We start from the raw sequence: 13,477 nt of genomic DNA on the forward strand, positions 1-13,477 counted from the left end.
CATGCCAAATAACATTTTAATTATTGCGGAAGCCGGTGTAAATCATAACGGTTCCCTCGAGCTGGCTTGTAAACTGGTGGATGTGGCAAAACAAGCGGGCGCGGATATTGTCAAATTTCAAACCTTTAAGGCGGAAAACCTTGTAACAAAAAGTGCCAAAAGAGCAGCCTATCAAATTGAAAACACCAAAAATGATGACAGCCAATTTTCCATGCTGAAAAGCTTGGAATTAAAACCCGAGGAGTATATTCAACTGCAAAGTTACTGCGCCTCCATCGGCATCGCCTTTCTCTCCACGCCCTTTGATGGCGACAGCATCGCATTTCTGGAAACGCTGGACATGCCCTTTTGGAAAATCCCGTCTGGGGAGATCACCAACTATCCCTATCTGCGCCAGCTGGCGCAAACGGGAAAGCCGGTGGTGCTGTCCACCGGCATGTCCACGCTGGTGGAAATCCAGACGGCGGTAGCGTTGCTGAAACGGTTCGGCACGCCGGAAATCACCCTGCTCCACTGCAACACGGAGTACCCAACCCCCATGGAGGACGTGAACCTGTCCGCTATGGCAACCATTTCCAAGGCCACCGGGCTGCCCGTGGGCTATTCTGACCATACGCAGGGAATCGAAGTGCCCATTGCCGCAGTTGCTATGGGCGCCGTGGTCATCGAAAAGCACTTCACATTGGACAAAACCATGGACGGCCCCGACCACAAGGCCAGCCTCTCACCGGAGGAGCTGACCGCCATGGTTTGCGCCATCCGCAATATTGAAAAAGCCATGGGAACAGGGGAGAAGCGCCCCAGTGCTTCGGAGGAGAAAAACCTGCCCATCGCGCGGAAAAGCATCGTGGCAAAACGGGCCATCGCCAGAGGCGAGGTCTTTGCCGAGGAAAATCTGACCACAAAGCGGCCCGGCACCGGCTGTTCCCCCATGCTTTGGGAAACAGTGCTGGGTCAGCGGGCTGCGCGAGATTATACTGAGGATGAGTTGATCGAGGTATGAAGTATCAAATCTGCATTGTCACCGCCACCCGGGCGGAATACGGTCTGCTGCGTCCCCTCATCCGTCGGGTGCAGCAGGACGAAACCCTGACGCTTTTGCTGGCGGTGACGGGCGCACATCTGGAACCGCGCTACGGCAACACGGTGGAGGAAATCCGAAAGGACAACCTGCCCATTGACGCCTGCCTGCCCATTCTGACGGAGGGGGACACCCAGCAGGACGTTTCCTGCGTCATGGCCAACACCATCACCGCCTTTACCGCCTACTTTATGGAGCGAAAGCCGGACATGGTGGTGCTTCTGGGTGATCGCTATGAAACGCTGGGCGTGGCCATCGTCGCCCTGACCTGCCAAATCCCCATCTGCCACATCCACGGGGGAGAAACCACCGAAGGCGCCATGGATGAGGCCATTCGCCACTCTATTACTAAAATGAGCGCCCTGCATTTTACAGCCTGCGCGGCATATCGCAAGCGAGTCATTCAGTTGGGCGAGCAACCTGACCGGGTGTATAACGTAGGCGCGCTGGGGGTGGAGAACATTCGGACGCTGTCGCTGCTGACAAAGGAAGAGGCAGGTGCGCAGATTGGCTTTTCACTGGCCGAGCCCTATGCCCTCATTACGTTCCATCCCGTCACCTTGGAGCAGCAGACCCAAGGCAAGCAGGTGCAGGCATTGTTTGCCGCGCTGGAGCAGTTCCCGCAGCTTCGCCTGCTTTTCACCAAGTCCAACGCCGACAGCGGGGGCATGGAAATCAACGCCCTGATCGACGCGTACGTGGACGCGCATCCCCAGCGGGCCATTGCCTTTTCCAGCATGGGCTATCTGCGGTATTTAAGCGCCATGCAGGGCTGCACCATGGTGCTGGGCAATTCCTCCAGCGGTATTTTGGAAGCGCCGGCCTTTCATGTGCCCACCGTGGACATCGGCGACCGGCAAAAAGGCCGCCTTGCGGCGGCCTCGATTATCCATTGCGAAGCGGAGCAGGAATCCATTGCGGCGGCCATCGCGCAGGCGCTCTCTCCCGCATTTCTCCAGCTTTGTTCCACGGTGGAAAACCCCTTTGGAAACGGACACACCTCAGAGCAAATTGTGTCCATCATGAAAGGAAGGCTGACCGAGGGGATCTCCCTGAAAAAGAAATTCTACGATGTGGGGTTTCTTGTGTAGCTTAAAAAAGTAATTTGAATATATAACATCAGCTCCACCTTTTTCAGCGTCCCCAAGAAATTGTTCAGCGTACCACGTCTGTTCTTTTCCAGCAGGATGTTAGCAAGGGCTGGGGCGGTAAAGAACCGTACCCACCGTCCTTCTTGGCAGGCTTTCAAGGCGAGGGCAGTTGCCAAATGTGTCTTGCCAGTGCCAACAGCACCCATAAAAACGAGGTTTTCTTTCGGCGCAAGGAACTGTAAATCTTCCATGTACTCCCGCGTCAGACCAACAAAAATCTCAAGATCAGATTTCCACTCAAAGTCATCCAGCGTTTTCAGCACTTGGAATCCGGCTGTCTTCACCATGCGGTTAATGCGGTTGGCCTCTCGCTCTCGCATCTCCACCATCAGAAGGTCGGTCACATACTGTTCGGGGTTCATGTACTCCACGGAGCGCCATTCTTTTGCCAAACCGCCGAGTTTCAGAGTCCGCATCATCTGCTCAATCTGTTCATCCATGAGCCCCACCTCCTGCCGTCAAGCCATCGTAGACCGAGAGGTTGGGGTTGTAGTTCAGCGCAGGGGCATTGGAAATTATCTTCAGCGGTTCATGCCGGTATTTTTTCTTGGCAATTATGCAATAGCACTGCCGCATACTGTCGGCATCGGTGCGGCCATTCATTCCAGCAAGCTCCAAAATATCGTCGCAGACTATCAGTTCATGAATGAGCGGTACGATGCTTGCAACGTCGGCCTGCAAGAAAAGGTGGACGCCATTGAAAAGCGCCGGAAGCTGGACACCAACACAACGAGTACCCAGCGTTATATCAAGGCAGCTATTCAAAAGATTGTCACGGAAAAAAGTTCGATGACTTCTGCGGCCAGCTGTTGAAGCATATGACGGTTTACGCCGACAGCAGGGTAAAGGTAGCCCTCAAATTACTGCCTTCCCAGTGGTTTTATCTGCTGGATAGGCTGGAACAATTTCATACCAAAATGGGGGCGCATTAAGCTTCTTTTTTGCCTGCTGTGGATCATTTACTTGGATTCATATGTCGTGCTTTACTATTTTAATTAAATGGAATATTCCGACTTTGCATTGCACACAGCTCTTTCAAACAGCTCATGACCCCGGCGGTCGAAAGTTGATAATCATTGCGTACGATTTCGCGTATGCCCGCTGACCTTATTAATTTGGGGACGTACACCTGCCTGTCCCCATTTTGTTAACCGTTGCAGAGAAATCATGGAAATTCTATGAAACAGCCAGAATTAATTACACACGATTTATGCGGTAATAACCTGGGAACGAGAAAAACAAGCAACATTTAGAACCAATAAAATTTCTAAAAGCAGTGGCTTGGCATGGGCAACAATCCCATGGTCGGCGCAACTGTTGCCGTCGCCGTTGCCGTGGCAGAGAGCAAAAAGTAATCAAAAAGCGGCTGCTTTTCCGAACTTTTCAGAGCAAATCAAAGCCCCCGATTCCGTCTGGAATCGGGGGCTATTGGCGTTTTGTTTGCAATTTGTCCACCGGGCATTTTTCCCGTAAGGCACCCGGAAGCGGGCGCGCACATTAGGTTAAACGGCATAGGGAGGTGGGCGATTGGAGGGGGCGAAGCCTGTTCCCTTTGAAAGAATCAGAAAGAGGTGTGCGTTCCCCTTTGCCGCCGTCTTGACCGCAGCACTATACAAGGTCGGGCAGTATAGAGCACGCTCAGCGCTCTCTGATAACCTCAGCGGAGGAGATTCCGTAGTAAGCAAACACCTCCACCGCGCTCTGGGAAATGCGCTCGCCGCCCACCACCACGGGAACCGCGGGAGGACAGCCGACGGTGGGCGCGGCTAGAATGCGGCCTGCCGCCAGTGAAGCGGGAACGGATTCGCTGGGTGCGAAGGCCGCTTTTCGGGGAGAGCAGACCGCTTCCGGTGGAAGAAGAGGCGGACAACGGCGCAGAAGCGCCTTTTGGCGAGAGTTTCTCCCGAGGGCGGATAAAATCCGGGTGAAATCCTGCTCTGTGTTTTCCGGCGTGGCCATCAGCACGGTAAAGCCCGGGTCGGCATACTCGCATTCCACCTTGCCCTGCCGCAGCAGCGCCGCCAGCTCTTTCCCGTCCCAACCGCTTTCTGCGGCGGCGAACGTGAGCTTCATGGGGTCGCTCTCGGCAATGCTCCAGCCGTTGTCCCGCAGGGTGGCTCGAAGGTCCTCCAGCCGCGCCGCACAGGCTGCCAAACGGTTTGGGTAAACCTCTTCCAGATGGCGATTTGCAAGATCCAGAGATTGCAGAATCAGATAGGAGGGACTGGTGGAGCCGAACAGCGCCAACGCGCGCTTTCCGTTTTTTATAAAATCCGCCGGAGCCTGCGGGCTCACATGAAGATACGCCCCGCCGGTCAACACCGGCAGTGTTTTATGGGCGGAGTCACAGCACAGATCGGCGCCCATATCAATGGGGTGGGCGCTGTGGGGCAGAAATTTGAGGTAAGCGCCGTGCGCGCCGTCTACCACAAGAGGAACGCCAAACCGATGGGCAGTTTCTGCCAGCGCCGCAATGTCCGGCGTGTTTCCCAAATAGTCCGGCGCGGTAAGATACACCGCAACAGGAGGACGGGACAGACGCTTGAGAACCTCCTCCAGCTGCCGGGAGGATACACTGCATCGGCACAGAGAGAAAGAAGCATCCTCCGGCCAGAGCCAGACAATTTCCACATCCAGCAGAGCAGCCGCCAGCACAAAGGACTGATGTGCGTTTCGGGCGGCGACGATCACCGGGCGCTCGCCGCCGGACGGGGCGTGGAGCATGGACAGATACAGCATCGCTCGAATGCATTGAGACGAGCCTTCCGTGGAGTAGAAGGTGGCAGCGGTTCCGAACAGGGCGGCAGCATTTCGCTCGCTGCGGGCAATGATGCCGTCGGCCTGATACAGCGCATCCGCGCCCGCAATCTCCGTAATGTCCAACTGCTCGCAACCCAGCGGCCCGCGGCCCTTGTGCCCGGGCATATGCAGCCGGGAGGCGTCGCTTTGCAGATAGGCGCTTACAAAGTCCGCAATGGGGGTTTCCATACTGTGTACCTCCCGGTTTTCTGCTTATTTGCCCAGACTTTCCGCCACCTGAATCATAATAGAGCACTCCATGCGCTTTCGGAACAGCTCGCAGCCATAAGCGTATGTGCCGCAGAGAGAGCCGGTGGCGTGGTATGCGTTGGCAGCGCATCCCCCGGAGCAATACAGCTTGGCCCAGCAGTCCGCACATTCGGGTCTGGAATATGCGTTGCAGCTGCGAAATTCCTCCTGAATTGCGGAGTTGTCAACACCGTTCCAGATGTCTCCCAACCGGAACTGCTCATCACCGACAAACTGATGACAGGGGTACAAATCTCCCCAAGGCGTCACGGCCATGTACTCTGTTCCGGACCCGCAGCCGGAAATGCGCTTGTAAATACAAGGCCCGCCGGAAAGGTCAAGCATGTAGTGATAGAAGGTAAAGGGCTGGCCAGACTGCTTCCGCTCCAGCATCTCCTTGGCAAGCCGCTCATACTGCTCCAATACGATGGGAAGGTCCTCCTGCGTCAGGGCGGCGGGAGCGGATGGGGCGCAGACGACCGGCTCCATGCTCAGCTCGGTAAAGCCCATATCCAGCATCGCGTGGATATCGTTGAGAAAGTCAGGATTTGCGTGAGTGAAGGTGCCGCGCATATAGTAGTTTTTGTTTTCTCTGGCCTGCACCAGCTTTTGGAACTTGGGGACAATGCGCTCCCAGCTTCCGTTGCCGGCGTAATCCACCCGACAGCGGTCGTGAATTTCTTTACGCCCATCCAACGATAAAACAACATTGCTCATCTCTCGATTGGAAAAGTCAATTACATCGTCGTCGATCAGCATTCCGTTGGTGGTAAGGGTGAAACGGAAGTTTTTATGGGCATCCTTTTCGATGCTGCGGGCATACATCACCAGCCACTTTACAACGTCCCAGTTCATCAGCGGTTCTCCGCCAAAAAAGTCCACCTCAAGATTTGTGCGGCTGCCGGAGTGCTCCACCAGGTAGTCCAGCGCGCGCTTTCCCACCTCAAAGCTCATCACCGCGCGGTCCCCATGATACTCTCCCTGACTTGCAAAGCAATAGGCGCAATTGAGGTTGCAGGTGTGGGCCACATGCAGGCACAGCGCCTTTACCACGCCGTTGCTGCGCTCCTTAAAGATGTCGGCCAGCGGCTCAAATGTATCGGGAGTAAAAAGCTTGCCGACGCGCTCCAGCTCCGCCACATCCTCAAGGCACACGCGAAGCTCCGCTTCATTGACGTCGGGGCGGTCGCTGTATTTTTCCAGCAGATAAGTAATAATTTCATCGGCGCTTTTTTCGCGGTATAAGGAAATCACGTCGTAAGCCACCTCGTCCACCGCGTGAATCGCGCCGGAGCAGGTGTCCAAAACGATGTTGCAGCCATTGAGCTGATATTGATGTACCATAGTTCCTCCATGTTATCCGTTATAAAAAAATGCCGCCGTTCCGGCGGCATTTTTTATCAGCTTTTCTTACTTGCCAGCGTTTTCACACTTCTGGTTGGCAATACCGCAGCTGGTCTTGCAGGCGGACTGGCAGGAAGTCTGGCACTCGCCGCAGCCGCCGTGCTTGGCGCTTTCGCAGAGATTACGGGTTTCAAGCGTCTTGATTCTTTCCATAATACAAATCTCCATTTCTGCCTGGGCGGTCACCGATGATACCACAGACTGTTTAATTACTATTTAGCTTGAAATTTATATCATATTTCGGCTGAATTGTCAAGAAAACGCATGGAAAGCAATTACCGTTTTAAACCGATCCGCGTAAATTTTAGTTCCCGGCAGTCAATGTATCAGTGGAGAAAAATATTCGCAGGATTGGCGGGCCCTGCGCCGCAAATAGAACTGCAGGAAAAAATTTCATTCACAAATCTATTGACAAATTGTCGAAAACATGTCATATTTATGCGCATCTTATAAAAATGAGGAGTAAAGAGTTCATTAGCGAATACTGGGACCACTCCCTCGGGAGTTGAGGCCATACGGACAGCCGGGTCCACTGCCGATTGGTGGTTTTCCGCCTCTTATTGATTGAGTTAAAATCTCAAATTTTATAAGTTGGTTACTTCATAACCAAAATGCGTGATTGCGCAGACTTGTGAAACGGTCAATAAAGAGTAGTAAAAGTATGATTGCTATATAGACTCTAAAGTACCCTCTGAATATCCGCTCTGTTCTTTTCGGATTTTGATTTTATGGCTTTGCGGGAGATTGTCCCGGGGATGCCGCAGGATTTTTTCGAAAAATACGATGGAGTTGTGAGAACAGGTTTCAAACACAAGCTGTGTAATGACAGCTTGTGTTTTTTGTTTTTACGAGGTGTTATATGGAGAAGGAAACAAAGCTAAATCAGAGTCGTGCGCCTATTTACGAGGCTTTGCAGACATTTCGCCAGATGCGGGTGATGCCGTTCGACGTTCCGGGACACAAGCGGGGCAGGGGCAACCCGGAGTTGACGGAATTTCTGGGCGAGCGATGCATCAGCATTGACGTCAACAGCATGAAGCCGCTGGATAACCTCTGCCACCCGATTTCTGTGATCCGGGAAGCGGAAGAGCTGGCGGCGGACGCATTCGGCGCCGCCCATGCCTTTTTGATGGTGGGAGGAACCACAAGCTCGGTGCAGAGCATGGTACTTTCCACCTGCAAGCGCGGCGATAAGATTATCCTGCCGCGAAATGTGCATCAAAGCGTCATCAACGCGCTGGTCCTGTGCGGCGCGATCCCGGTCTATGTAAATCCGGAGGTGGATCAGCGCTTGGGAATCTCTTTGGGGATGAAACGGGAACAGGTCGCCAAGGCAATTCAGGAAAACCCGGACGCGGTTGCGGTTTTGGTGAATAACCCGACCTACTATGGAATTTGCAGCAACCTCAGGGCAATTGTGAAAATGGCGCACGAGGCCGGGATGTACTGTTTGGCAGACGAAGCGCATGGCACGCATTTTTACTTCGGAGAGGACATGCCCGTTTCCGCTATGGCAGCGGGAGCGGATATGGCGTCTGTTTCCATGCACAAAAGCGGCGGCAGTCTGACACAGTCGAGCCTGCTGCTGATCGGGCCGGGGATGCAGGAAGGATATGTCCGCAAGATCATCAACCTGACACAGACCACCTCCGGAAGTTATCTGCTGATGTCCAGCCTTGATATCAGCCGCCGCAATCTGGCCCTGCGCGGCAGGACTGTGTTTCAGCAGGTGACGGCGATGGCGGAGTATGCCAGAGAGGAGATCAATGCCGTCGGCGGATACTATGCGTTTGGAAGAGAGTGTGTGAACGGGGACTCTGTGTTTGACTTTGACCCCACCAAGCTCAGTGTCCACACCCGTGATATCGGACTGGCCGGGATCGAGGTGTACGACCTTCTGCGCGACGAGTATGATATTCAAATTGAATTTGGCGATATCGGCAATATCCTCGCCTACCTCTCCATCGGGGACCGTCCGCAGGAGGTGGAGCGGCTGGTCAGTGCGCTGGCGGAGATCCGCAGACGCTATCAGACGGACAGCGGCGGACTGATGAATCAGGAATACATTGCGCCCGAGGTTGTCATGAGCCCGCAGGATGCGTTTTACGCCTCGAAAAAAAGTGTTCCGCTGGTGGAGAGCACCGGATGCATCTGCAGCGAGTTTGTCATGTGTTATCCGCCGGGGATTCCCGTTGTCGCACCCGGGGAGCGCATCACGTCCGAGGTGCTCCAATATATCCAATACGCGAAAGCAAAGGGGTGCTCCATGACCGGACCCGAAGACCCCAATATTGAGAAAATCAATATCTTACAGGAGGAACACTGATGGAACTCTGGTTTAGCGAATTTCACACGCCGGATGTCAAGCTCAGCATTCGGGTTAATCGGCACCTGTACTCGCACAAAAGTGAGTATCAGCAGATCGATATTTATGATACGCCCGAGTTTGGACGGGTTTTGGCGCTTGACGGGAACGTGATGCTGACGGAGCGGGACGAATTTATCTATGATGAGATGGTCACCCATGTTCCGATGGCGGTCCACCCCAACATTCAGGATGTGCTGGTCATTGGCGCGGGAGACGGCGGCGTAGTGCGGGAACTGGCCCGCTACGACACGATCCGGTCCATCGATCTGGTGGAAATGGACGAACAAGTGGTGGAGGCATGCCGGATCTATCTGCCGGAGAACGCCTGCCGGCTGGACGATGAGCGGGTGCATATCTATTTTGACAACGCCCTGCGCTTCATCCGCCGCCGCAAAGCGCAGTACGACCTGATCATCGTGGACTCCACCGATCCGTTCGGACCGTCGGAGCCCTATTTCACAAGAGAGTTTTACGGGAGCTGCTGTAATGCGCTGCGCGAGGACGGAATTATGGTCAACCAGCAGGGCAGCCCCTTTTACCGCCATGACTCAGAGGCCATGCAGCGCAGCCATAAGCGGATTGTCAGCACATTCCCCATCAGCCGGGTCTATCAGGCGCATATCCCGACCTATGCCGCCGGCTATTGGCTCTTTGGCTTCGCCAGCAAAAAATACCATCCCGTGGATGATCTCGATGCTGAGAGATGGCGCGCACTGCATTTGGACACGCAGTATTATACGGCCCGCCTTCACACCGGGGCTTTCTGCCTGCCTGCGTTTTTGGAAAAACTGCTGTTGGAGGTGGAGGAGAAATCATGAGGCCTAATGTTGAAACGTTTATTGGCTGCGACTGTGCTTATGAGGACGCCGAGATCGTTTTGTTCGGAGCGCCCTTTGATTCCACCACCAGTTACCGGCCGGGGGCCAGATTCGGATCTTCCGCCATGAGACACGAGAGCTTTGGTCTTGAGACATACAGCCCGTATCAGGACCGGGACTTGTCCGACTGCCGCATTTTCGACAGCGGAGATTTAGAGCTTTGCTTTGGAAGCGCGGAGTCTGCGCTCGGCGACATTGAAAAACGGACGGCTGAAATTTTGCGGGACGGGAAGCGCCCCCTGCTTTTAGGGGGAGAACACTTGGTCACGCTGGGGGCTATTCGCGCCGTGAGCCGAAAGTTCCCAAAGCTCCACCTCATCCACTTTGACGCCCACGCGGATCTGCGCAGCGAATATCTGGGCGCCGAGCTGAGCCATGCCTGTGTGATCCGCCGCTGCCATGATCGTTTAGGGGATGGACGAATCCATCAATTCTGCATTCGGAGCGGCGACCGGACGGAATATCAGTTTGCAAAGGAACACACGGATTTGCATCCCTTCTGCTTCGGCGGTCTGGAGGGATTGGTTGAGCAATTGCGCGCCTCGGATGCGCCGGTTTATTTGACCATTGACTTGGACTGCCTTGACCCGGCTGTATTTCCCGGCACGGGAACTCCGGAGGCCGGCGGAGTGACCTTTATGGAATTGCTGAACGCGATCCGTTTAGCAGGCCGGACAAATATCGTCGGGGCGGATTTAAATGAACTCGCGCCGATGTTGGACCCAAGCGGAGCCTCGACCGCGACAGCCTGCAAGGTACTGCGGGAGCTGCTGCTCTGCCTCTCGGAAAACCAAGGATAAGGAGTAGGATCAATGGCGCCGATTGTACGGAAATTTGGCGGCGGCTCGGTAGCTGACGCCCAAAAGATGCAAAATATCTACAGCAAAAACCGCCCGGCGACGGCCGAATTACCCGAAAGGAACATGCGGAGGTCCCTCCGCTTATTTTTGAAAGGAGAAATCAAATGAACAAGGTATTGGTGATTGGATGCGGCGGTGTTGCATCCGTGGCAATTAAAAAGTGCTGTCAGGTTAGCGAGGTCTTTACGGACCTTTGCATTGCCAGCAGAACCAAAGCGAACTGTGACCGGCTGGCGGCCGAATTGGAAGGGAAAACCGCCACCCGGATTACGACGGCACAGGTGGATGCGGACGATGTACAGCAGGTGATCGACCTCATCAACCGCTACAAGCCCGATCTGGTGATGAACATTGCCCTTCCCTACCAAGATCTTACCATCATGGACGCATGCCTTGCCTGCGGCGTCAACTATATGGATACGGCCAACTATGAACCGGAGGACACGGACGATCCGCTGTGGCGGGATGCTTATGAAAAGCGCTGCAAGGAAAAGGGCTTTTCCGCCTATTTTGATTACAGCTGGCAGTGGGCGTACCGCGAAAAATTCGAAAAGGCCGGATTGACAGCGCTCCTTGGCTGCGGGTTTGACCCCGGTGTGACGCAGGCGTATTGCGCCCACGCGAAAAAGCACGAGTTTGACACCATCGACACAATAGACATTCTCGACTGCAACGGTGGAGATCACGGCTATGCGTTTGCCACCAATTTCAATCCCGAGGTCAATTTGCGGGAGGTTTCCGCACCCGGAAGCTATTGGGAAGACGGGCATTGGGTGGAAATTCCACCGATGAGCATCAAGCAGGAATATGAGTTTGACGCGGTTGGTCAAAAGGATATGTATCTGCTCCACCATGAGGAGATCGAGTCTCTGGCGGAAAACATTCCGGAGGTAAAGCGCATCCGCTTTTTCATGACATTTGGTCAGAGCTATCTGACCCACATGAAGTGCCTCGAGAATGTGGGGCTGCTCTCCACCGCGCCCATCGAATTTAACGGGCAGCAAATCGTGCCGATCAAGTTCCTGAAAGCGCTGCTGCCGGACCCCGCCGGTCTGGGCCCCCGCACCCACGGAAAAACCAATATCGGCTGCATTTTTACGGGGAAAAAGGACGGTAAGGAGAAGTCCTATTATATCTACAATGTCTGCGATCATCAGGCGTGCTACAAAGAGGTGGGCAGTCAGGCAATCAGCTACACCACCGGAGTACCCGCCATGTGCGGCGCACTGATGCTGCTGAGCGGAAAGTGGAATCAGACGGGCGTGCACACGGTGGAGGAGTTTGACCCGGACCCCTTCCTCGCCGCATTGGATCAATACGGACTGCCCCACAGTGAAAGCCACAACCCAGTGCCGGTGGACTGATGGAAATTACCACGGCGCAGGTTTTTTCGGGGCTGGCATGGCAGGACCCGGGCGTTTTGTTCTCCGCCTTGCCGACGCCCTGCTATGTCATTGACGAAGAACAACTGGAGCGCAACGGCGCCTGTCTTGCGGCTCTGGCAAAACGCACCGGGTGCAAGGTACTCTTGGCGCAAAAGGCCTTTTCCAACTTTGATTTTTACCCGCTTTTGGAAGGCTGTCTTGCGGGGACAGCGGCCAGCGGGCTGTACGAAGCGAGGCTGGGCAAGGAAGAGATGGGCGACAGGGAGGTCCATGTGTTTTGCGCTGCCTATCGGGAGGACAGCTTTGAGGAGTTGCTGGACTATGCCGACCACATTGTATTCAATTCTCCCAATCAGCTGAGACGGTTTGGAGGAAAGGCAAAGCGGCGGGGAAAGAGCGTTGGCCTGCGAATCAATCCCGAGTGCTCCACGCAGGAAGGCCATGGCATCTATGATCCCTGTGGGCCGGCAAGCCGGCTGGGGACGACGCGCGGGCTCTGGGACAAGGAAATGACCGAGGAACTGATCTGCCTTTTGGACGGACTTCATTTTCACACGCTTTGCGAACAAAACGCGGACGATCTTGCGCGCACGCTGCAAGCCGTGGAGGAACGTTTTGGAAAATTTCTACCCCGCATGAAGTGGCTGAATATGGGGGGAGGACATCATATTACCCAAGCGGGCTATGATATGGAAGTTCTCGAAAAAACAATCGCCTACGCGCAAAACACTTGGGGCGTTGCGGTCTATCTGGAGCCGGGAGAGGCCGTTGCCTTAAACGCGGGCTATCTGGTCAGCCGTGTGCTGGACGTGATCGAAAACGGAGCCGTTCAAATCGCAGTTCTGGATGCCAGCGCCGCGTGCCATATGCCGGATGTGCTGGAGATGCCCTACCAGCCGCCGGTTTATTGCGCGAGTACCGATCCCTCCAACGGTTATCCGTACCGCTTGGCTGGGCCTACCTGCCTTGCGGGAGATGTGATCGGAGCGTATCATTTTCCGCGGCGTCTCAAGACGGGGGACATGGTGTTGTTCGGCGATATGGCCATTTATACAACCTGCAAAAATAACACCTTCAACGGAATGCCTCTGCCGGATATTTGGAAGCTGGACAAGGAAAAACAGCTTGTCCGGCTGACCGAATTTGGTTATGAGGATTTCAAGCGGCGCTTGGGAAAGGATATATAAGGGGGAAGACTGCAGAGTAAGACTATTTCCAAGATCCCCATTGACCCAATATTGCCGCTCCATGCGGAGTTGGGCGGCTTTCTTTGCAGGAAAATCTGTCACGCTGCACTGACCC

At 54.6% G+C, this 13,477-nt stretch carries 13 protein-coding genes and 1 pseudogene; 10 read left to right on the forward strand and 4 right to left on the reverse strand.

Going from position 1 to position 13,477, the window contains the following annotated elements; all coding sequences use genetic code 11:
- Position 1: 1 nt before the first annotated feature.
- Together neuB and neuC are read left to right on the forward strand one after the other, a co-directional pair.
- Complete coding sequence (gene neuB / locus B2W96_RS03640; RefSeq protein WP_293008649.1) at positions 2-1,003, forward strand: N-acetylneuraminate synthase; 1,002 nt, start codon at positions 2-4, stop codon at positions 1,001-1,003.
- Complete coding sequence (gene neuC / locus B2W96_RS03645; RefSeq protein ID WP_293008651.1) at positions 1,000-2,172, forward strand: UDP-N-acetylglucosamine 2-epimerase; 1,173 nt, start codon at positions 1,000-1,002, stop codon at positions 2,170-2,172. The genes neuB and neuC overlap by 4 nt, the downstream gene beginning before the upstream one ends.
- Here neuC and B2W96_RS03650 read toward each other — a convergent pair.
- Positions 2,148-2,672 carry an ATP-binding protein gene (locus B2W96_RS03650; protein WP_293008653.1) on the reverse strand — a complete coding sequence of 175 codons (525 nt, stop codon included), beginning with the start codon at positions 2,670-2,672 and terminating at the stop codon, positions 2,148-2,150. The two genes, neuC and B2W96_RS03650, sit on opposite strands and share 25 nt — an antisense overlap.
- Before the next feature lie 91 nt (positions 2,673-2,763).
- Here B2W96_RS03650 and B2W96_RS03655 point away from each other — a divergent pair, with 91 nt between their 5' ends.
- Both B2W96_RS03655 and B2W96_RS03660 read left to right on the forward strand, forming a co-directional pair.
- The gene (locus B2W96_RS03655; RefSeq protein WP_293008655.1) at positions 2,764-3,045 is read left to right on the forward strand and encodes a hypothetical protein; all 282 of its coding nucleotides are present in this window, start codon (positions 2,764-2,766) and stop codon (positions 3,043-3,045) included.
- A gap of 470 nt (positions 3,046-3,515) precedes the next feature.
- A pseudogene (locus B2W96_RS03660) lies at positions 3,516-3,587 on the forward strand (GGGtGRT protein); the annotation flags it as partial.
- A 283-nt stretch (positions 3,588-3,870) separates the two neighbouring features.
- Here the strand turns inward: B2W96_RS03660 and B2W96_RS03665 are convergent.
- The 3 genes from B2W96_RS03665 to scfA all read right to left on the reverse strand — a co-directional run bounded on the left by B2W96_RS03665 (position 3,871) and on the right by scfA (position 6,837).
- The gene (locus tag B2W96_RS03665) at positions 3,871-5,220 is read right to left on the reverse strand and encodes an amino acid decarboxylase (protein ID WP_293008657.1); all 1,350 of its coding nucleotides are present in this window, start codon (positions 5,218-5,220) and stop codon (positions 3,871-3,873) included.
- 24 nt (positions 5,221-5,244) lie between these two features.
- Positions 5,245-6,624: a thioether cross-link-forming SCIFF peptide maturase gene (scfB, locus tag B2W96_RS03670; protein ID WP_293008659.1), complete on the reverse strand. Its 1,380-nt coding sequence runs from the start codon at positions 6,622-6,624 to the stop codon at positions 5,245-5,247.
- Between the two features lie 66 nt (positions 6,625-6,690).
- On the reverse strand, positions 6,691-6,837 hold the full coding sequence (gene scfA / locus B2W96_RS03675; protein WP_040658547.1) for a six-cysteine ranthipeptide SCIFF: 147 nt from the start codon (positions 6,835-6,837) through the stop codon (positions 6,691-6,693).
- Positions 6,838-7,543: 706 nt separating this feature from the next.
- Between scfA and B2W96_RS03680 the strand changes: the two genes are divergently transcribed.
- Genes B2W96_RS03680 through nspC form a run of 6 tightly spaced genes read left to right on the forward strand, consistent with a single transcriptional unit; the run spans position 7,544 to position 13,362 of the window.
- On the forward strand, positions 7,544-9,010 hold the full coding sequence (locus tag B2W96_RS03680) for an aminotransferase class I/II-fold pyridoxal phosphate-dependent enzyme (protein ID WP_293008663.1): 1,467 nt from the start codon (positions 7,544-7,546) through the stop codon (positions 9,008-9,010).
- Positions 9,010-9,870 (forward strand): polyamine aminopropyltransferase, encoded by an 861-nt coding sequence (gene speE / locus B2W96_RS03685; protein WP_293008665.1) that lies wholly within the window; start codon positions 9,010-9,012, stop codon positions 9,868-9,870. Before B2W96_RS03680 ends, speE begins: the two co-directional genes overlap by 1 nt.
- Positions 9,867-10,730: an agmatinase gene (gene speB, locus B2W96_RS03690; protein ID WP_293008667.1), complete on the forward strand. Its 864-nt coding sequence runs from the start codon at positions 9,867-9,869 to the stop codon at positions 10,728-10,730. Before speE ends, speB begins: the two co-directional genes overlap by 4 nt.
- Before the next feature lie 12 nt (positions 10,731-10,742).
- Complete coding sequence (locus B2W96_RS03695) at positions 10,743-10,898, forward strand: hypothetical protein (protein ID WP_293008669.1); 156 nt, start codon at positions 10,743-10,745, stop codon at positions 10,896-10,898.
- Positions 10,895-12,154 carry a saccharopine dehydrogenase family protein gene (locus B2W96_RS03700; RefSeq protein ID WP_293008671.1) on the forward strand — a complete coding sequence of 420 codons (1,260 nt, stop codon included), beginning with the start codon at positions 10,895-10,897 and terminating at the stop codon, positions 12,152-12,154. Before B2W96_RS03695 ends, B2W96_RS03700 begins: the two co-directional genes overlap by 4 nt.
- Complete coding sequence (gene nspC, locus B2W96_RS03705) at positions 12,154-13,362, forward strand: carboxynorspermidine decarboxylase (protein WP_293008673.1); 1,209 nt, start codon at positions 12,154-12,156, stop codon at positions 13,360-13,362. The genes B2W96_RS03700 and nspC overlap by 1 nt, the downstream gene beginning before the upstream one ends.
- Positions 13,363-13,477: the final 115 nt, after the last annotated feature.

The sequence above is a fragment of the Oscillibacter sp. UBA6647 genome (genome assembly GCA_002455655.1).
GTDB lineage: Bacteria > Bacillota > Clostridia > Oscillospirales > Oscillospiraceae > Oscillibacter.